At 69.2% G+C, this 17,468-nt stretch carries 13 protein-coding genes; 8 read left to right on the plus strand and 5 right to left on the minus strand.

Annotation, left to right across the window (positions count from 1 at the left end):
- Positions 1-132: 132 nt before the first annotated feature.
- The gene (locus tag DMH03_RS30040) at positions 133-951 is read left to right on the plus strand and encodes a S9 family peptidase (protein ID WP_125795323.1); all 819 of its coding nucleotides are present in this window, start codon (positions 133-135) and stop codon (positions 949-951) included.
- 131 nt (positions 952-1,082) lie between these two features.
- Here the strand turns inward: DMH03_RS30040 and DMH03_RS30045 are convergent, their stop codons facing one another.
- On the minus strand, positions 1,083-2,042 hold the full coding sequence (locus DMH03_RS30045) for a LysR family transcriptional regulator (RefSeq protein ID WP_125795324.1): 960 nt from the start codon (positions 2,040-2,042) through the stop codon (positions 1,083-1,085).
- A gap of 495 nt (positions 2,043-2,537) precedes the next feature.
- The gene (locus DMH03_RS30050; RefSeq protein WP_125795325.1) at positions 2,538-2,966 is read right to left on the minus strand and encodes a PaaI family thioesterase; all 429 of its coding nucleotides are present in this window, start codon (positions 2,964-2,966) and stop codon (positions 2,538-2,540) included.
- Positions 2,967-3,174: 208 nt separating this feature from the next.
- Here DMH03_RS30050 and polA point away from each other — a divergent pair, with 208 nt between their 5' ends.
- The 7 genes from polA (at position 3,175) to DMH03_RS30085 (ending at position 14,001) form a co-directional block, all read left to right on the plus strand.
- Entirely contained in the window at positions 3,175-5,916 is a 2,742-nt protein-coding gene (gene polA, locus DMH03_RS30055; RefSeq protein ID WP_125795326.1) for a DNA polymerase I, read from the plus strand.
- A gap of 64 nt (positions 5,917-5,980) precedes the next feature.
- On the plus strand, positions 5,981-7,585 hold the full coding sequence (locus DMH03_RS30060) for a serine protease (RefSeq protein ID WP_233611714.1): 1,605 nt from the start codon (positions 5,981-5,983) through the stop codon (positions 7,583-7,585).
- Positions 7,582-9,825 (plus strand): serine/threonine-protein kinase, encoded by a 2,244-nt coding sequence (locus DMH03_RS30065; protein ID WP_125795327.1) that lies wholly within the window; start codon positions 7,582-7,584, stop codon positions 9,823-9,825. Before DMH03_RS30060 ends, DMH03_RS30065 begins: the two co-directional genes overlap by 4 nt.
- A 55-nt stretch (positions 9,826-9,880) precedes the next feature.
- Positions 9,881-11,296 (plus strand): VWA domain-containing protein, encoded by a 1,416-nt coding sequence (locus DMH03_RS30070; RefSeq protein ID WP_125795328.1) that lies wholly within the window; start codon positions 9,881-9,883, stop codon positions 11,294-11,296.
- On the plus strand, positions 11,293-12,381 hold the full coding sequence (locus DMH03_RS30075) for a hypothetical protein (protein ID WP_125795329.1): 1,089 nt from the start codon (positions 11,293-11,295) through the stop codon (positions 12,379-12,381). Before DMH03_RS30070 ends, DMH03_RS30075 begins: the two co-directional genes overlap by 4 nt.
- On the plus strand, positions 12,378-13,667 hold the full coding sequence (locus DMH03_RS30080) for an ABC transporter substrate-binding protein (protein WP_125795330.1): 1,290 nt from the start codon (positions 12,378-12,380) through the stop codon (positions 13,665-13,667). The genes DMH03_RS30075 and DMH03_RS30080 overlap by 4 nt, the downstream gene beginning before the upstream one ends.
- Before the next feature lie 10 nt (positions 13,668-13,677).
- A complete protein-coding gene (locus tag DMH03_RS30085) occupies positions 13,678-14,001 on the plus strand; it encodes a CU044_2847 family protein (RefSeq protein WP_125795331.1) in 324 nt (107 codons plus the stop codon).
- A gap of 137 nt (positions 14,002-14,138) precedes the next feature.
- On the opposite strand, the gene DMH03_RS30090 is transcribed toward DMH03_RS30085, so the two are convergent.
- The 3 genes from DMH03_RS30090 to DMH03_RS30100 are packed head-to-tail and all read right to left on the minus strand — an operon-like array spanning position 14,139 to position 17,301.
- Positions 14,139-14,717 carry a TetR/AcrR family transcriptional regulator gene (locus tag DMH03_RS30090; protein ID WP_125795332.1) on the minus strand — a complete coding sequence of 193 codons (579 nt, stop codon included), beginning with the start codon at positions 14,715-14,717 and terminating at the stop codon, positions 14,139-14,141.
- Positions 14,714-16,609, minus strand: a complete 1,896-nt coding sequence (locus tag DMH03_RS30095) for a YhgE/Pip domain-containing protein (RefSeq protein ID WP_125795333.1) — start codon at positions 16,607-16,609, stop codon at positions 14,714-14,716. Before DMH03_RS30095 ends, DMH03_RS30090 begins: the two co-directional genes overlap by 4 nt.
- Positions 16,606-17,301 carry an ABC transporter ATP-binding protein gene (locus DMH03_RS30100; RefSeq protein ID WP_125795334.1) on the minus strand — a complete coding sequence of 232 codons (696 nt, stop codon included), beginning with the start codon at positions 17,299-17,301 and terminating at the stop codon, positions 16,606-16,608. The genes DMH03_RS30095 and DMH03_RS30100 overlap by 4 nt, the downstream gene beginning before the upstream one ends.
- Between the last annotated feature and the right edge of the window lie 167 nt (positions 17,302-17,468).

The following is a 17,468-nucleotide window of genomic DNA, read 5'->3' on the forward strand; positions in this document are numbered from 1 at the left end:
CGTCAACCGTGCCCCCGCTTCTCTTGCGCGTGACAACCGATGGTTGTCGTCGCGATCCGAACGGCTGTTGGATCTCGGCCCTGACCTCGCGATTAGCTGTTCCCAGAGCCGAAAACGAGGACAGGGGAGAACATGACGATGAGCGTCGAAGCGATCGAAGGCGTGGCCGCGGGAGTTCCGTTCGTGGCGTTGCCGCCGTCGGACCGGGAGCGCCCGGCGCCGTTGGTGCTGACCTGGCATTTGCTGGGCGCGCCGTTCAGTGAGGCGGCCATGGCGGCGGCGCTGCCCATGCGGGGACTGCACGCGTGGCGCGTGCACCTCGGGTTGCCACTGACCGGGAAACGGTTTCCCGAAGGCGGTTTCGAGGGGTTCTTCCGCCTCGCGAGCGAGGACAACGTGCTCAACGTCGTCGAACCGCTCACCAAGCAGGTCGAGGCGGAGTTCCCGGCGGCGGTGGCGGAGCTGCGCTCGCGCTTGTCCATTGAGGACGGTCCGGTCGGGCTGGTCGGCGGTTCGCAGGGTGGCGCGGTCGCACTGCAGATGCTGACCCACGCCGAGATCGAGGTGGCGGCGGCCGCGCTGGTGAATCCGGTGACGCAGCTGGCGCCGGTGATCGCGGCGAACGAACGGGTCTACGACATCACCTACCACTGGTCGGACCGGTCCCGCGCGGTCGCGAACGAGTACGACTACGTGCGGCGGGCCGAGGAACTGACCGCGCCGGTGCTGCTCGTCATCGGCGAGGAGGACGACGTCTCGATCACCGAACCGGCCGAAGCCCTGCACAAGGCGTTGGGGGAGCGGCGATCCGAACTCGTCACCATCTCCGGGATGGCGCATGGGTTCGCCGAGGCGCCCGGCCTCGAACCCGCTCCGCAGACGGAACACGCGAAGCTGGTCGACGCCGAGCTCACGCGCTGGTTCGCCCGGCACCTAGGCGTTGTCCGGTGAGTCTGGTCGATGGGCTTCGTGATCCAGGTGGTTCCTGGCGGTGTGGGCGGATCGCCCTCGTACCGGGTTGTACTCGGGCGCATTCGCCCGTGCCGTCAGGGACCGCCTGGGCGCGAAGACCGCGACCGGACTCACCGGGCAGCGCCTAGCTGCCTGAGGTCGTCGTCCGGCAGCCAGGATCGCGCGGGATCGTAGGTGCACCAACCTTCTTCGTGGCTGGTCCGGCCGGCGAGCGCCAGCAGGCGCCGCAGGGCCGGGCCTTCGCCGCGCCGCCACACCACCGACCACGGGAACAACGGCGACGGCTCGAAGGGCAGGACGCGCAGATTGAGATCGGAGGCGAGGTCCATGTCCGCGCCGGCAAGGGTCACCCGCTGCTTCCCGTAACGGGTCTGTTCCAGTGTGTGCCGGAGGTCGTAACTGACCCCGGAGTCGTCGATCGGGACGTCGAATTCTTTGCATAGGCGTTGCAAATAAGAAAGCCATTCGATCGGCCCGCCCAATTGCGGAATCCAGATACCGTCGTTCCGCAGATCCGACAGTTTCAGCGTTTCGTTGCTCGCCAGCGGATGTTCCGGGGCGAGAAGGGCGACCAGCGGTTCGAGCCGGACGAGCCGGTGCTCGAGTTCCGCGGGCACCTCGCGGCCGAGGTCCGCGACCCGGCCGAACGCGAGGTCGATCTCGCCGCGGACCAGCGGGTCGAGGGCATTGGCCAGCCCACGCCCGGCGACACGCTCGACCGCCAGGGCCGGGTCGCGCTCGGCGATGCGCCGCAGCATGAACAAGGGGGACAGTCGCGGGTCGATGACGTCGAGACGTGGCGGGCGGTCCTGCAGGCCCATCGCGGCGACGGCGGCGTCCGCGGCCCGGATCAGCTCGCGCGCGTGCGGGAGGAACCGGTCACCATCGGAGGTCAGTTCGACGGACCGGTTGGTGCGCCTGAAGAGCTGGACCGACAGGGCGTCCTCGAGCTTCCGGATCCGCTTCGACAGCGCCTGCTGGGTGAGGAACAGAGATTCTGCCGCGCGACCGAAATGGCCGTGGTCGGCGGCGGCGGCGAACGCCCGCACCTGAGCCGTGTCGAGATCCACGACCTCAAAGTACGTGAAGGACCCCTTCATGTACCTGGGCCGTGTCCTGCAAGTCATGTTCGCGGTCTTCGCGCGGTGACGGTGTGGATTTCGGGTCATCCAACGCACCAAAATCCACACAGCCAGCGACGACCCTGACAGCGAGCGAGCGGTGTGTGGATATAGGGACACTCAACGTCCCTATATCCACACACCCCGCCCGCCGGGAACGCGACACCAAAGGTCCCCCGCTCCCTTTTCGCAGGTCAGCACGGCAGGCGATATTCGCAGGACACCGCCTAGGCGCAATGAAGGCCCCTTCATGTACTTCCGGCACGGACCTGGCGCCCCGGCGTCGACCTTCGGACGTAGTGAGGGCCTCCTTGCCTACCCTCAAGGTAGTGAAGGAGGCCCTCACGGACTTCCAGTCGGCAGCCGCCTATGTCATGAAAGGGTCGTTCAGGACGAAAAACGTCCTGAACGACCCTTTCATGACACTTCGAGAGCCAGAGCGCCTCAGACGCCCGGCGGCCGTTCCCGCACCACGCACGTCAGCCGCGCCGTGCAGGACCGGCGCCCCTGGTCGTCGGTCAGCACGATCTCGGCGGTGACGGTCCCGCGGCCGACGTGCACCGGCGTCGCGACCCCGGTCACCCGCCCGGATCGGACCGCCCGGTGGTGGGTGCAGGAGAGTTCGAGGCCCATCGTCGCCTTGTCGGTGCCGGCGTTGAGCGCGCACACCATCGAGCCGAGCGCCTCGGCGACGACGGCGTTCGCTCCGCCGTGGAGGAGGCCATACGGCTGGAGGTTGCCCTCGACCGGGATGCTGCCCACGACGCGTTCGGGACCGAATTCGCTGATTTCGAGCCCGAGCTTGTCGTTGAGCTGCTGTCCGGCGAAGGCCGGGTCGATCCCGGCGAAGGATTCGAGGGCTTGTTCGGTCACGCAGCGCTCCTTAACATTCGTGCGACCCGCGACCGCGTCGCCGGGGCGCACGTTATCGAGTTTTTCTCACGTCCTGCCCTCAGGACGCCCTGCCGCCCCGATCGCGGGGCCTGGCGGTTCCTGTGCCGAGAGGGCCGAGCGGCGTCGCCGACAGCCCGCAACCGACACGACAGGAGAACTGTCAGACCCTCACCCTAGACTCGCTCCCGTGAGCCCGAGTGAGAACACGACCGTTGCCAACGCCACACCCGTCACCGCACAGGCCGAGCGGCCCAAACTGCTGCTGATCGACGGCCATTCGATGGCGTATCGCGCGTTCTTCGCGCTGCCCGCGGAGAACTTCAAGACGAAGACCGGGCAGACGACGAACGCGGTATTCGGGTTCACCTCGATGCTCATCAACCTGCTGCGCGACGAGGCGCCGACCCACCTCGCCGTGGCGTTCGACCTCTCCCGCAAGACGTTCCGCTCGGAGACGTTCAAGGACTACAAGGCCAACCGCAGCGCCACGCCGGACGAGTTCAAGGGCCAGGTCGGGCTGGTCGAGGACGTGCTGAAGGTCCTCGGCATCCCGGCGCTGACCAAGGAGAACTACGAAGCCGACGACATCATCGCCACGCTCACGACACAGGCGACCGCCGAAGGCTTCGACGTCCTCATCTGTACGGGCGACCGTGACGCGCTCCAGCTGGTGACCGACCAGGTCACCGTGCTGTACCCGAAGCGCGGCGTGTCGGAGATGACGCGGTTCACCCCGGAGGCGGTCGAGGAGAAGTACGGCCTCACCCCGGCGCAGTACCCGGACTTCGCCGCGTTGCGTGGAGACCCCTCGGACAACCTGCCCAGCATCCCGGGCGTCGGCGAGAAGACGGCCGCGAAGTGGATCAGGCAGTTCGGCTCCTTCAACGAGCTGATCGACAGGGTCGACGAGGTCAAGGGCAAGGTCGGCGACGCGCTGCGCGAGCATCTCGGCGCGGTCATGCTGAACCGCCAGCTCACCGAGCTGATCCGCGACGTCGAGCTGGAGCTCGGCCCGACCATGCTCGAACTGCGCCCGTGGGACCGCGAGGCCGTGCACGCGCTGTTCGACGAGCTCGAGTTCCGCGTCCTGCGAGACCGTCTCTTCGCCACTCTGCAGAGCGCCGAGCCCGAGGCCGAAGAGGGCTTCGAGGTCAGCGGCTCGAAGCTCGCCCCGGGCGCGCTGACGGAATGGCTGTCTTCGCACACCGGCCAGGACCAGCCGGTCGGCCTGGCGTTCCGCACCACCGGTGCCTCGGTTCGCGCCGATCTGAAGGCCATCTCCTTCGCGGCCGCAGATGGCGAAGGCGCGTACGTCGACGTCACAGCGATGGACGCCGAGGACGACAAGGCGCTCACGGCCTGGCTCGCCGACGAGAAGATCCAGAAGATCGGCCACGAGCTCAAGGTCCCGCTGCACGCCGTCCGGGCGCGGGGCTGGACGTTCGCCGGGCTCGTCATGGACACCGCGCTCGCGGCGTACCTGGTCCGCCCTGGTCAGCGCACCTTCGAGCTGGACGACCTGGCCCTGCGGTACCTGCACCGCGAGCTGCGTTCCGAGGCCGACACCGGGGACGGGCAGCTTTCGCTGCTCGACGGCGGCGCCGAGGACATGGAGCAGAAGGAGATCCAGGCCGAGCTGGTCAAGGCCCGCGCGGTCGCCGAGCTCGCGGGCGCGCTGACCAAGGAGCTCGAAGAACTCGGCGGCGCGCAGCTGCTCGCCGAGCTCGAACTGCCGCTGCTGCAGGTGATCACCGGGCTCGAAGCGGCGGGGATCGCGGTCGACATCGAGCATTTGACCGACCTCGAGGCGCACTACCTCAACCGGGTCACGCAGGCCGCGGAGGAGGCGTACGCGGTCATCGGCAAGCAGGTCAACCTCGGTTCGCCGAAGCAGCTCCAGGTCATCCTGTTCGACGAGCTCGGCATGCCGAAGACCAAGCGCACCAAGACCGGCTACACCACCGACGCCGAGGCGCTGCAGAGCCTGTTCGAGAAGACCGAGCACCCGTTCCTGCAGCATCTGCTGGAGCACCGGGACGCGACCCGGCTGCGCACCACCGTCGAGGGCCTGATCAAGTCGGTCGCCGACGACGGCCGCATCCACACGACGCTTCTGCAGACGATCGCCGCCACCGGACGGCTGTCCTCGGTCGACCCGAACCTGCAGAACATCCCGATCCGCACCGAGGAAGGCCGCCGCATCCGCGACGCCTTCATTGTCGGCGACGGGTACGCCGAGCTGATGACGGCGGACTACAGCCAGATCGAAATGCGGATCATGGCGCACCTCTCGCAGGACGAGGGCCTGATCCAGGCCTTCAACAGCGGCGAGGACCTGCACACGTTCGTGGCGTCGCGCGCGTTCTCGCTGCCGCCGGAGGAGATCACGCCGGAACTGCGTTTCCGGGTCAAGGCGATGTCGTACGGCCTGGCGTACGGGCTTTCGGCGTACGGGCTTTCGCAGCAGCTGCGGATCTCGACCGAAGACGCCAAGGAACAGATGGAGGCGTACTTCTCCCGCTTCGGCGGCGTACGCGATTATCTTCACTCTGTCGTGGGTGACGCGGCGAAGGTCGGCTACACCGAGACGATCTTCGGCCGCCGTCGTTATCTGCCGGACCTCAACAGCGACAACCGGCAGCGCCGCGAGATGGCCGAGCGGATGGCGCTCAACGCCCCCATCCAGGGCAGCGCGGCCGACATCATCAAGGTCGCCATGCTCAACGTGCACAAGGCGCTGACCGAGGCGAAGCTGAAGAGCCGCGTGCTGCTGCAGGTCCACGACGAACTCGTCCTCGAAGTCGCCGATGGCGAGCGCGAGCAGCTGGAAGCGTTGGTGCGCCAGGGAATGGGCTCGGCCTACGAACTGGCCGTGCCGCTGGAGGTCTCGGTCGGGTACGGACGGTCCTGGAACGACGCCGCGCATTAGGCCTCGTGAGTGGTAATGACGGTCAGAACCGTCATTACCACTCACGATCGGTAGGGTCTTCCGCGTGACTTCCGAGCGCAGACGCTGGCGGGTGCGGCTGCGCGATCATCGTGGGCGGATCCTGGGCGCCGGGACCATGCTCGACGGTGAACACCTCCTCACCTGCGCACATGTGATCGAAGGCCACGACGGCGTCGCGGTGGATTTCGTGGCGCTTCCCGGTGTGGAGCCGGGAATCGCCACGATCGTCGCGCAGGCGGCGCCCATCGGCGACGACGGCGGGGACATCGCGCTGCTCCGATTGCGTGACCCCGAGGGGCAGATCACCGGCGCCCCGCTCCACCGGACCGCACTCGAGGACGGCCAGCGCGTCCGCGCGTTCGGCTTCCCGTCCGGTTCGGACGGCATGTGGTCGCTGGCGACCGTCGTCGGCGACGGCGGGCACGGTCTCGAACGGGTCCAGCTGCACCGCACTCCCGACACCGAGCCGATCACCCACGGATTCAGCGGTTCCGCGGTGATCGCCGACAAGACCGGGCACGTCGTCGGCATGGTCGCGACCCGGTACGCGACCGAGGCCGCCCGCGTCTCCTGGATGATCCCGGTCGAAACCATGCTCGGTTACCTGCCGGAACTGCGCCGCTGGGCCGAGGGCAGTCCCGCGATCGACCCCGGTTTCATGCAGTACCCGGAGCCGCCCGCGATGGACGTGCTGTTCGCCCGCGAATTCGCCCGCTGGCTCGGCGGCCACGGCCAGGCGGACGTCCGGGTGATCATCATGGGCGAGGACGATTCCGCCGTCGCCGCCTCGTTGCGGCGCGCGGTCGTCCTCGCCGACCGCGAACACGGAGCGGGCCGGAGCGCGACCGGGCCGACGGTGCCGCCCGTGGGCAGTGTCGTGCTTGCCGTCGACGCGGTCGGCACGACCGCGGACGAGGTCCGGCGCCGCATCTCCGACCGGCTCGACGTCGCCGCGGACTCGCCCGCCGGCCGTCACGGGTCCGGCCGCACGGTCGTCGTCTACGGGATCGACGAAGCGGCCGAACCCGACGAACTCGTCGGTGACGTGCTCGTGCCGCTGGCCCAGCGCGCGCACGAACTCGGGCTGCGGCTCGCGCTGGCCTTCCGCGAGGAGACCTCGCCGGGGGTGAGCGTGGTCCGGTCGAGCACGGACGTCCTGCCCGCCGGCGACGACGACATCGAGGGCCGCCTCGCCCTGCTGGAAATCCGATTGGGTGAACTCGGCCGGCTGGAGAAGGACAATCTGGGCGACGCGCCCCGCTTCACCGAGGTCCCACAAGTCCATGCCAAGGCACGACGGCTGACCGGCGCGTTGACGCAACTGCGGTCGGCGGAGCAGGACGGCGACTCCGAGTGGGTGAAACGGCAGCTTCCGGTCTGCGAGCGAGCCGTCGCCAAGACCATCGACCGCGCCCGCGACTTTCGCCGCCTTCTCGACGAGAACCTCGCCCGGCGCGCGGAATTGCGCGCCAGGCTCGACGCGTACGGGGAAATGGCCCGTAACAGCGGCTTCGTCGAAGACGTCGAACTGGATGCCGCCTACGCCCCCGCGTGGCGGACGCTCTTCGAAGGACCGTGCGACCTCGCGGCCGCGGCGGCCGCCGTCGAGCGCTACGCGGACACCGTACGGAAACGGATCGACGGATGACGGCCTGCGGACACGACGGCTGCCCTGGCATGCTCGGCAAGACCGGCTTCTGCAAGATCTGCGGGCTGCCGCCCGGAACACCCGAAGAGCCCGCGCCGCGGGAGAAGCCGACCCTGGTGATCCCCGGTCCCGGCGAGGCGCCGACCAGGATCACCAGCACGGTGGTCACCCGCTCCCAGCAGGTCGCGGGCCACGCGACCGCGGACGACCGGGTCCCGCTGCCGATCGTCGAACTCCCCGACCTCGCGGGCCGCCTGCTGACCGAACCGCATGTCCCGGAAGAGGAACGGTTCTGTGGCAAGCACGGGTGCACGGCCACCCCGGTCGGCCGCTCGATCGGCGGCGGCCCCGCGCCCACCGAAGGATTCTGCCCGGTCTGCCGGACCCCGTTCTCCTTCTCGCCGAAGCTCGCGGCGGGTGACGTGGTCGACGGCCGCTACCACGTACTCGGCTGCGTCGCGCGCGGCGGACTCGGTTTCGTCTACCTGGCAACGGATTCCGGGCTCGGCGACCGGTACGTCGCGCTCAAGGGCCTGATCAACACGAACAACACCGCCGCCGTGCGGATCGCGGAGACCGAAAGCCAGGTGCTCACCGCGCTGGACCATCCGAACGTCGTCCGGATCCTCGACGTGGTCGAGCACGAGGAGTTCCGCTACATCGTCATGGAGTTCGTCGACGGGCTCTCCTTGCGGGAGATCAAGAACCGCGGCCGGGCCGGGCTGGATTCGAGCGAAGGGCGGCTGCTGGTCGAGCACGTCGTGGCGTACGGGCGCGAGATCCTGACCGCGCTCGACTACCTGCACGGCGAGGGCCTGCTGTACTGCGACATGAAGCCGGACAACGTGATCCACGGCGAGAAGCGGATCAAGCTCATCGATTTCGGCGCCATCCGCAAGATCTCCGACGACGAGAGCCCGACCGTCGGGACCGAGCACTATCAGGTGACGCCGCGCGAACGGGCGAAACACGGCCTCACCGTCCGGTCCGATATCCACACCGTCGGCGTGACGTTGCGGGAGCTCTTCCAGGCCAGCGACGGCTGGTCGGTCACCACGGACGCGCGCGGTGTCCGGTTCGGCATCGAATCGTTCATCCGCGTCCTCGACCGGGCGACCGCGCCGTTCGAGCAGCGGTTCGCGACCGCGCGCGAGATGCTGGCCCAGCTCGACGGCGTGCTCAGCGAAATCCTTTCCTTGCGGGACAAGCAATCCCGGCCCGCCGGATCGACGCTGTTCGCCGAAGGGGCGGTCCTGCTCGACGCGGGACTCGGCCAGGCGCCGCCGCTGGAGCACTGGACGCGGGGGACACCGGTCTCGCTCGGCGCGCGCCCGTCTGCCGTGGAGATAGCTCTCGGTCTGCCGGTGCCGCGTGAGGATCCGGACGATCCGCAGGCGAACTTCCTCCGTGCCGTCCGGGCCCCCGACGCGGCGCGGCTGCTGAAGAAACTCGACAAGGTGCCGGGCTCGGTGGAGGTCGGATTCCGCCGGTGCCGGGCACAGCTGGAACTCGGCGCGACCGTCGAGGGCGCACTGGCGGTGGCGGAGTCCGAACGGCTGCTCGGCGAGCGCGCCGCCCATGACTGGCGGGTGGCGTGGCATCGGGGACTGCTCGCGCTCGGCGCGGGCGATTTCGCCGCGGCCAAGGAGAAGTTCACCGCCGTGTACCGCGACATCCCCGGCGAGGAGCCGCCGAAACTCGCGCTGGGCCTCTGCGAAGAGCACCTCAACGGTGCGGCCGCCGCCGAGCGGTACTACGACGCCCTGTGGGTGCGGGACCGGTCCCAGGTCAGCGCGGCGTTCGGGCTCGCGCGGGTCCGGTTGCAGCGGGGAAACCGGGCCGCCGCCGTCGAAATCCTCGACCAGGTCCCGGAGTTCTCGCGCTACGACGAGGCCGCGCGGATCGCCGGGGTGCGGGTGCTGTCCGCGCCGATGCCGGGCACGGGGGACCTTCCGGCGTCGGCCGAGCTCGACGACGCCGTGGTCCGGCTGGCCGCGTTGGACCTCGACGGAGACTCCCTCGACCGGCTGGTGACGGCCGTGCGCGAGACGGGACTGGCGGCCGTGCTCCTCGGGCAGGACGGGATCGCCGGCGGCGAGATCCTCCGGGCGGACGAGACGGGCGCTCGCACCGTGCTCGACAAGTCGTACCGGCGGCTCGCCCACCACGCGCCCGCGCCGGAAGCGCACGACGTGCTGATCGACCTCGCCAACTCGGTGAGACCTGTGACGCTGGTATGAGCGCCTTGCCGAGGTCGATCGCGGTCGCGGGTTCACCTGGGAAGAAAGGGGAGCGATGAGCGGGGAGCCGAGTCTGGGTCTTGAGGTGCATCAGAACAAGTTCCTGGCCGAACGGGACCGGGCGATGACGGCGATCGTCCGGGTGGTCTCCCGCGGCGGTGAGGCGGCCGTCGTCAGGACGGCCGCCGAAGTCCTGATGATCGACTGCTCCAGTTCGATGCGCTTCCCCAGCACCAAGATCGGCGAAGCACGGCGAGCCGCCGTGGCGGCCATCGACGTCTTGCCCGACGGCGTGCGGTTCGCCGTCATCCAGGGCACCGACCGCGCGAAGATGATCTACCCGGTCGAGGACGGCCTGGTGATCGCCTCCGAGGCGACCCGGGCGGAGGCACGCGCCGCGGTCGAGCACCTGGCGGCCGTCGGCGGCACTGCGATGGGCGCCTGGCTCGCGAAGGCGCGCGACCTTTTCGAAGGCGTACCCGACGCCGTCCGCCACGCGATCCTGCTCACCGACGGCCGCAACGATTCGCAGACCAGGGCCGACCTGATGAGTGTGCTGAACAGCTGCGAGGGCCGGTTCGTCTGCGACGCCAGGGGGATCGGCGACGGCTGGGAACCCGCCGAACTCACCCAGATCGGCCGGGTGCTGCGCGGGAACGTCGACTCCGTCGTCGAGGACGACAAGCTCGCGGAGGATTTCCGGCAGCTGATCGAAAACGCGATGACGAAGGTGCTGCCCGAGGTCCGGCTGCGCGTCGGCACCATGCCGTTCAGCAGGCTGCGGTCGATCAAGCAGGTGTTCCCTGACGAGTACGACCTCACCGACCGGTGCCACGAGGTCGCCGTCCGCGAACTGGAGCTCTCGCTCGGCTCGTTCGCGAGTGACGAGACGCGGGACTACCAGCTGATCCTCGATCTCGATCCGGACCTCGAACCCAGCCACGGGCAGGACCGCCAGCTCGCGTGGACGGAACTCGTCCCCGTTCCCGGCGCCACGATCGAGGAGGACGCGCTGGCCATCGCGGGGCGATGGACCCACGACCCGATCCCGCCGACGCTGATTCACCCGATGGTCTCGAAGTACGCGGCGCAGGCTGATCTCGGCGACGCGCTGACCGCGGGCGGCGACGCCTACGCGGCGGGTGATCGGGCCGGGGCCGAACGGGAATGGGGCCGGGCGGTCGCGCTGGCCACCGCCGCGGGCGACGAAGAGACGCTCACCCGTCTCGCGGGGGTCGTGGAGATCGTGGACGCGGAGAAAGGGGTCGTGCGCCTGCGCCCGGACGCGACACGCAGCCACGCGTTGCACGTCGTCATCCCGTCGAGGGTTTCGGAAATCGCCCTTCCGCAGGAAGATCGGCCGATGCCCGACGCGTCACCGGTCGCCTGTGCCGACTGCCCCGCCCTTTCGCCCGCCGGGGCGAACTTCTGCGTCGGTTGCGGAAGACCGTTCGGCGAGGCGGTTTCGTGACGGCGACCCGCGTACGGCTGGTCCGGCTCCGCACCGCCCTGCTGGCGCTCACCCTCGCGGTCCTGGTGGTTTCGCTGTGGGCGTTCCAGAACGTCCAGAAGACGGCCGAGACCGTCCGCGACCGGACCGCGCAGGCCGTGCTCGAAGTGACCGCCGCGCGGGCCGCGCTGGTGGCCGCCGACGCCGCCGCGGTCACGAGTTTCGCCTCCGGCGAGGCGAGACTCGCCGGTCCGGGGCAGGAGTACTCGAATCAGCTGGCGCTGGCGAGCCAGAGCCTCGCGCGGGTCGCGGAGTTCAACCAGGCGGGTGAGGCGGGCGGTAACGCGCTGCAGGTGGTGGAAAGTCAGGTCGCGGCCTACTCGGGCTCCATCGGGCAGGCCGACGTGCACTTCCGTCAGCCGGACGCCGCCGTGCTCGGCGCCGTCGACCTCTGGCACGCCTCACGGCTCCTGCACGCCGCGGGCGGTGTCCTGGAAGAGCTGGAAGCGTTGCAGGGCAAGCAACGCGAGGCGCTGAACCGGCAACTGTCGGCCACCGGGATGAGCCCCGCGATGCTTCCGCTTTGGCTCCTGCCGGTGCTGGCTCTCCTGGCGCTGCTGGTCCTCACCCAGCTGTATCTGCGGAAACGGTTCCGCCGCGTGGCGAACGTCCCGCTGCTCGTGGCGACCGCGCTGATCGCGGCCATCGGGGTCGCCCTGGTGTTCACCCTGGTCAGCCGTGACCGGCTGGATTCGGTCGGGGAACGGCTCGACGGCGTCGCCGCCGCGCGGTCCGCGCAGATCAAGGCGGCCGACGACGCCGGCCAGCGACGGCTCGCCGACCTGCTGGCCGAGTACTGCGACGAGGAGCAGGGATGCGGAGTGACCGTCGACGAGTTCCGGGCGCGGGCACGGCAGGCCACCACGGTGGCGACGGACAACACCCGGGTGGCCACCGCGGGCGCGAAGGCGGTGGCGGCCGACGCCTCCGCCGCGGCCGAATCCGGCGGGCGGGAGTTCCTGATCCCGGCGGGCACCCTGCTCGCGGGCGCGCTGGTCCTGCTCGGGCTGCACGCCCGGATCGACGAATACCGGTACCGCCCGTGAATCGCCTGCTGGCCGTGCTGATGGCGCTCTCGCTCGTCGCGGGCGGCTGTTCGGCGTCGGCGGAGGACGGGCCGGTCGTCGTCCTCGCGTCCTGGACAGGGGAGGAGGAGAAGGCGTTCCGGCAGGTGCTGGACGCGTTCAAGGCCGACACCGGGATCGACTACCTCTACGAAGGCACCCGCGCGGTCGACCAGGTGCTCGCTTCGGACGTCCAACGCGGTACACCGCCGGACGTGGCCGTCCTGCCCAACGCCGGGGTGCTGGCGAAGTACCAGAAGTCGGGCGATCTGCTGCCGCTCGACGACGCCCTCTCCGCCGCGGTGACGCGGTCGTTCAGCTCGCAATGGGTCACCCTGCAGCAGATCGGCACCCAGAAGTTGTACGCCGTCGCGGTGAAGGCCGATCTGAAGAGCCTGATCTGGTACAACCCGGCGCGGCTGACCGGGATCCGTCCGACGACGTTCGAGGGGCTTCGCACGTATTCCGCCGGACTGACCGCGGCGGGCGGCACCCCGTGGTGCGTCGGGATGGGCGCCCCGCCGGCCTCGGGCTGGCCGGGGACCGACTGGATCGAAGACATCCTGCTGCACTCGGCGGGACCGGACAAGTACCGGCAATGGGCGTCCGGCGGTCTGCCGTGGACCTCGCCGGAGGTCGAACAGGCCTGGCGCGACTGGGGTTCCGTGCTCGAACCCGCCGCCATCCGCGGCGGCACCGCGGCCGCGCTGCTGACCGACTTCGGCGACGCGGGCAAGGCGATGTTCACCGAGCCGCCGGGCTGCGCGCTCGAACACCAGGCGTCGTTCATCATGAGCCGCTACCAGAACTTCAAGCGACCGGATGGGTCATTCCCCAAGCCGGGCACCGATTTCGACTTCCTGTCCTTCCCGGGACGCGACGTCTCCGAGGTCGCCGCCGACCTCGCCGGAATGTTCCAGGACACGCCCCAGGCGCGGAGGCTGATCGAATTCCTGGCCTCGGAGAAGGCACAGCGGATCTGGCCGTCGATTGCCCGCGCGAACGCGTTTTCCGCCAACCGGGAACTCGGCCTCGACGTCTATCCGGATCAGGTGAGCAGGCGGGTCGCGGACAGGATCACCTCGGCGTCCGCCCTGTGCTTCGACGCCTCGGACCTGATGCCCGCGACGATGACCGGCGCCTTCCATCGCGCCGTCCTGGAGTACCTGAGTAACCGCGACCGGCTGGACATCCTGCTGAAACAACTCGAAGACGTCCGGAAGAGCATCCAGCCGGGCGAATGGTTGAAGATCCCCTGTGGACAGTGAAGGAGCATCGGTGAACGACCTGGCTCGGTTCCCGCTCGAAGGCGGCGGTTCGGTGGTCGTCGAGATCGACCCCGTCCCCGGCACCTCCCGCGTCTCCCGGCGCGACGACCTGGTCGAGGACGCGAAAGGGTCGTTCGAGGCGGCGCTGGCGAACGTGAAGGAGGCGGCCACGGCGGCACTGGACACCTTCCGGTCGATGACAAGGGGACCGGACGAGGTCGAGCTCAAGTTCGGCGTCAAGCTGACCGCTCAGGCAGGTGCGGTGATCGCGAAAACGGGCCTGGAAGGCAACTTCGAGGTCAAGCTGAAATGGGCCCGGGACACCGAAGCCTGAACCCCGATCACGCGTGTTTAAAGGCGTAACTCACGTGATCAGAGCCGTAACACGCTCCGCACCGTGTCTTACGGCTCTGATCACGCGAGTTACGAGTCCAATCACGCAAGTTACGGCTTCAAGCACGCGAGTTACGGCTAACGCCCGAGGCCCCGGACCAGCACCATCACCGATTCCCGCACGTCCGCGCGCGTCCGCTTCGGCTGGAACACCTGCCAGTCGAGGGCGACCACCAGCATCGTGCCGAACAAGCCCGCCGCGGCCGTCGGGATCTGGACGCCGTCGGGCAGCCGCCCGGCGGCGTCCAGCCGGTGGAGCTGGTCGCGCACGATCGAGATGATCTCCTCGCGCAGCAACGTCAGCGTCTCGTGCCAGGTCCCTGGCGTGCGCCACATCTCGCTCACCAGGATCTGCGAGAAACCGGGGTATTCGGCGATGAACTCCAGCGCACCGTCCACTTGCGACTCGATCACGTCCATCGGGTCGCCGTCGCCGGTGGCCGCGCGCAGCCGGTCCGCGAGCACACCGACGCCGTAGCGCAGCAGTGCGTCGACAAGACCGTCCTTGCTGCCGAAGTTGTAGTAGACGGTGCCTTTGGCGACCTTCGCCTCGGCCGCGATGTCGTCCACCGTCAGCCCGACGAGGCCGCGGCTGGCGGACAGCCTCAGCGTCGCCTCGAACAGCTTCTGCTTCGTCGCCTCACCCCGGGGACTCACAACGCCAGCTCGGGTTTCAGCGCCGACACCGTCCAGGTGCGCCGTTTCCGCGCCGCCAGCGTCGAAACCAGGATCCCGCCGACGAGATACGCGACCAGGACACCGATGTCACCGAGGATCTCCATCGAGGCGCCACTGTAGAGCAGGTGCCGGAACCCGTCGATCGCGTAACCCATCGGCAGCACGATGTGCAACGGGTACAACGCGTCCGGGATCGTCTGCCACGGGAACGTGCCGCCCGCGCTGACCAGTTGCAACACCAGCAGCACCAGGCCGAGGAACTTCCCGACGGCACCGAAGAAGGCGTTGAGCGCGTGCACCACGGACGTGAAGGTCAGCGACACCAGCACCGCGAACCCGATCGCGCCGAGCGGATGCGCCACGTCGATGCCCACCAGCCAGGTCACCGCGCCGAAGAGCACGATCACCTGCGCGATCCCCAGCAGCGCCGAGGACAGCCAGCCGCCGAGCGCGACCTTGAACGGTGACGCGCCGGCGGTCAGCGCGCGGGTCGAGAGCGGGCGCAGCAACAGGAACAGCACGAACGCGCCGATCCAGGTCGCGAGCGAGATGAAGAACGGGGCGAGCCCCGCGCCGTAGGTCCCCGCCGAGGCGACGCCGGAGGAGTTGACCGCGACCGGGTCGGCGATGGTGTTGGCGGTCGCCGCGCGGGTGGGGTCGTCGGGGTTCGGGATCTCCTTGAGCCCGGCGGCGAGTCCGTCACGCAGTTGCACGGCGCCGTCGGCGAGCTGGTTCGTGCCGGTCACCGCGGTCTTCTCGCCGTCGTTCAGCTTTGCGGCGCCGTCCCGGATCTGCACCGAAGCGTCGGCGGCCTGCGCGATGCCACTGGTGAGCTGCGGCGTGGCCGAAGCCAGCTGGTGTGCTCCGTCGGACACCTGCCGTGCGCCGGAGGCGAGCTGGATGAGCTGGCTGTTCGCGCCCTGGATCTTCGTGTTCGCCTGGTCGACCGGCGAACGGAGGGTGTCGAGGCGGCTGAGGATCTCCTGCACCTTCGTCTCGGGGAGGCCGGCCTCGCGCAGGTCCTGCGCGAGCTGGGTGCGGTAGCCGTCGAGTTTGGCCTGGATGTCCCCGGAGGCCGTCGCCGCGAGCGAGGCCGCGTCGGCGACCTTCTGGTTCCCGTCGGCGACCTGACCGGCGCCATCGGCGAGTTTCTTCGTCTGGGCCGGGAGCTGGGCGGTACTGGATTTCAGGGTGCCGAGCCCGGTCGCCAGCTGGGAGCTGCCGGAGGCGAGCTGGGAGGCGCCGTCGGCCAGCTGCTGCTGACCCGATTTGAGCTTGCCCGCGCCGTCTGCGAGCTGCGAAGCGCCTGTCGACGCTTCTTGGATCTTGCCGTAGATCGTGGAGAAACCGACCAGGAACTTGTCCGCCGCCTCGCTGCCGACCTTCTCCGCGATCGTCTTGCGGACCTGTTCGGCCACCTGTTTCGCGATGGTCCCCGACAGATAGTTGTTGGCGTCGTTGGTGGTCAGCGTGATGGTCGCCTGCTGGGGCTGGAAGTTGCCCGAGGACAGCAACGCCGCGGAGAAGTCACGCGGGATGCCGATGGCGAACGAGTACTTGTCGTCGCGGACGCCCTTGGCGGCCTCCTCGGGGGAGACCTCGTGCCACTGGAAAGTGCCGGATTTGACCAGCTCGTCGGTCACTTCGCGGCCGACATTGCGCTCCGCACCGGCGGAGTCCTTCGAACCGGCGTCCGAGGTGAAGACGGCGGCGGGCAGCTTGTCCAGGCGCGAGTACGGGTCGAAGTTCGCGTAGAGGTAGAAGGACGCGTACAGCAGCGGCACCAGGACGAGCGCGGCCATGGCGAGTTTCGGCAGGGTGCCGCTGCTCAGCCGGCGCAGCTCGTTCGCGGCGATCCGGACGGGGTTCATTCCTGGTCTCCTGAAGTCTTCGCGGTCTCTTCGGTTTCCTCCGGCTCGGCCTCCGCCTCGACGGGCGCACAGCGCACAGGGTCGGGCTGCTCGAGAGCGCCGCAGCGAGCGGGCTTCTCCGGCAGGGCCGAAACCGGGGTGGTGGCGGTCAGCACGATCACGGCGAGGCCGCGCTCGGCGTGCTCGCGGGCGAGCGTCGCCCAGCTGTCGACGTCGCTGGTGTGCCTGTCCGGGGTGTCGAGCACCAGTACGCCGACGCCCTCGCGGCCGGCGGCCAGCGCGGTGAGCAGCCGGGTGCGCGTCACCGCTTCGAGGTTCTCGAACCGGGTGGTGCCGAGGTCGTCGGCGTCGTGCTCGGCCAGCCAGCTCGCCACGGCAGCCTTGTTCGCCGGGCGCTTCGCGAGTTCGAGCTCCTCGCCGACGACGACCTGCAGCGACAACGCGCCGTCCGGTTCGCTCACACCGGGGGAGTCGACGATCGCGACGACCTTCCGCGGGTCGCCGCCCTCGACGGTCACCGTCCCGGTGGCGGGCTTCAGTCTGCCCGCCAGCGCCAGCCCGAAGGCGGTGACGCCGACCCCTGGCTCGCCGTGCACGATCGCCAGCTCACCGCCCGAAACCGTGAGCGAAGTAGGCGACAGCAACGTGCCGTGGGGTCCGGTCACGGACACCCTGTCGGCTTGAACCCGCACGAAGAACTCCCAGGTCGGTGACTCGCGGAACTTTAAACTGACTGGTCAGTTCAAAAGTTAGCCCTGACCTGGGAGGTATACAACCGTGGGGGGCCCATGTCACACACAAGAGTGACGAAACCTCCGCAAACCGGACGACTCGCCGTGCCTTTCGGCTAACCCTGCTT

The sequence above is a fragment of the Amycolatopsis sp. WAC 01376 genome (genome assembly GCF_003947415.1).
Lineage (GTDB): Bacteria > Actinomycetota > Actinomycetes > Mycobacteriales > Pseudonocardiaceae > Amycolatopsis.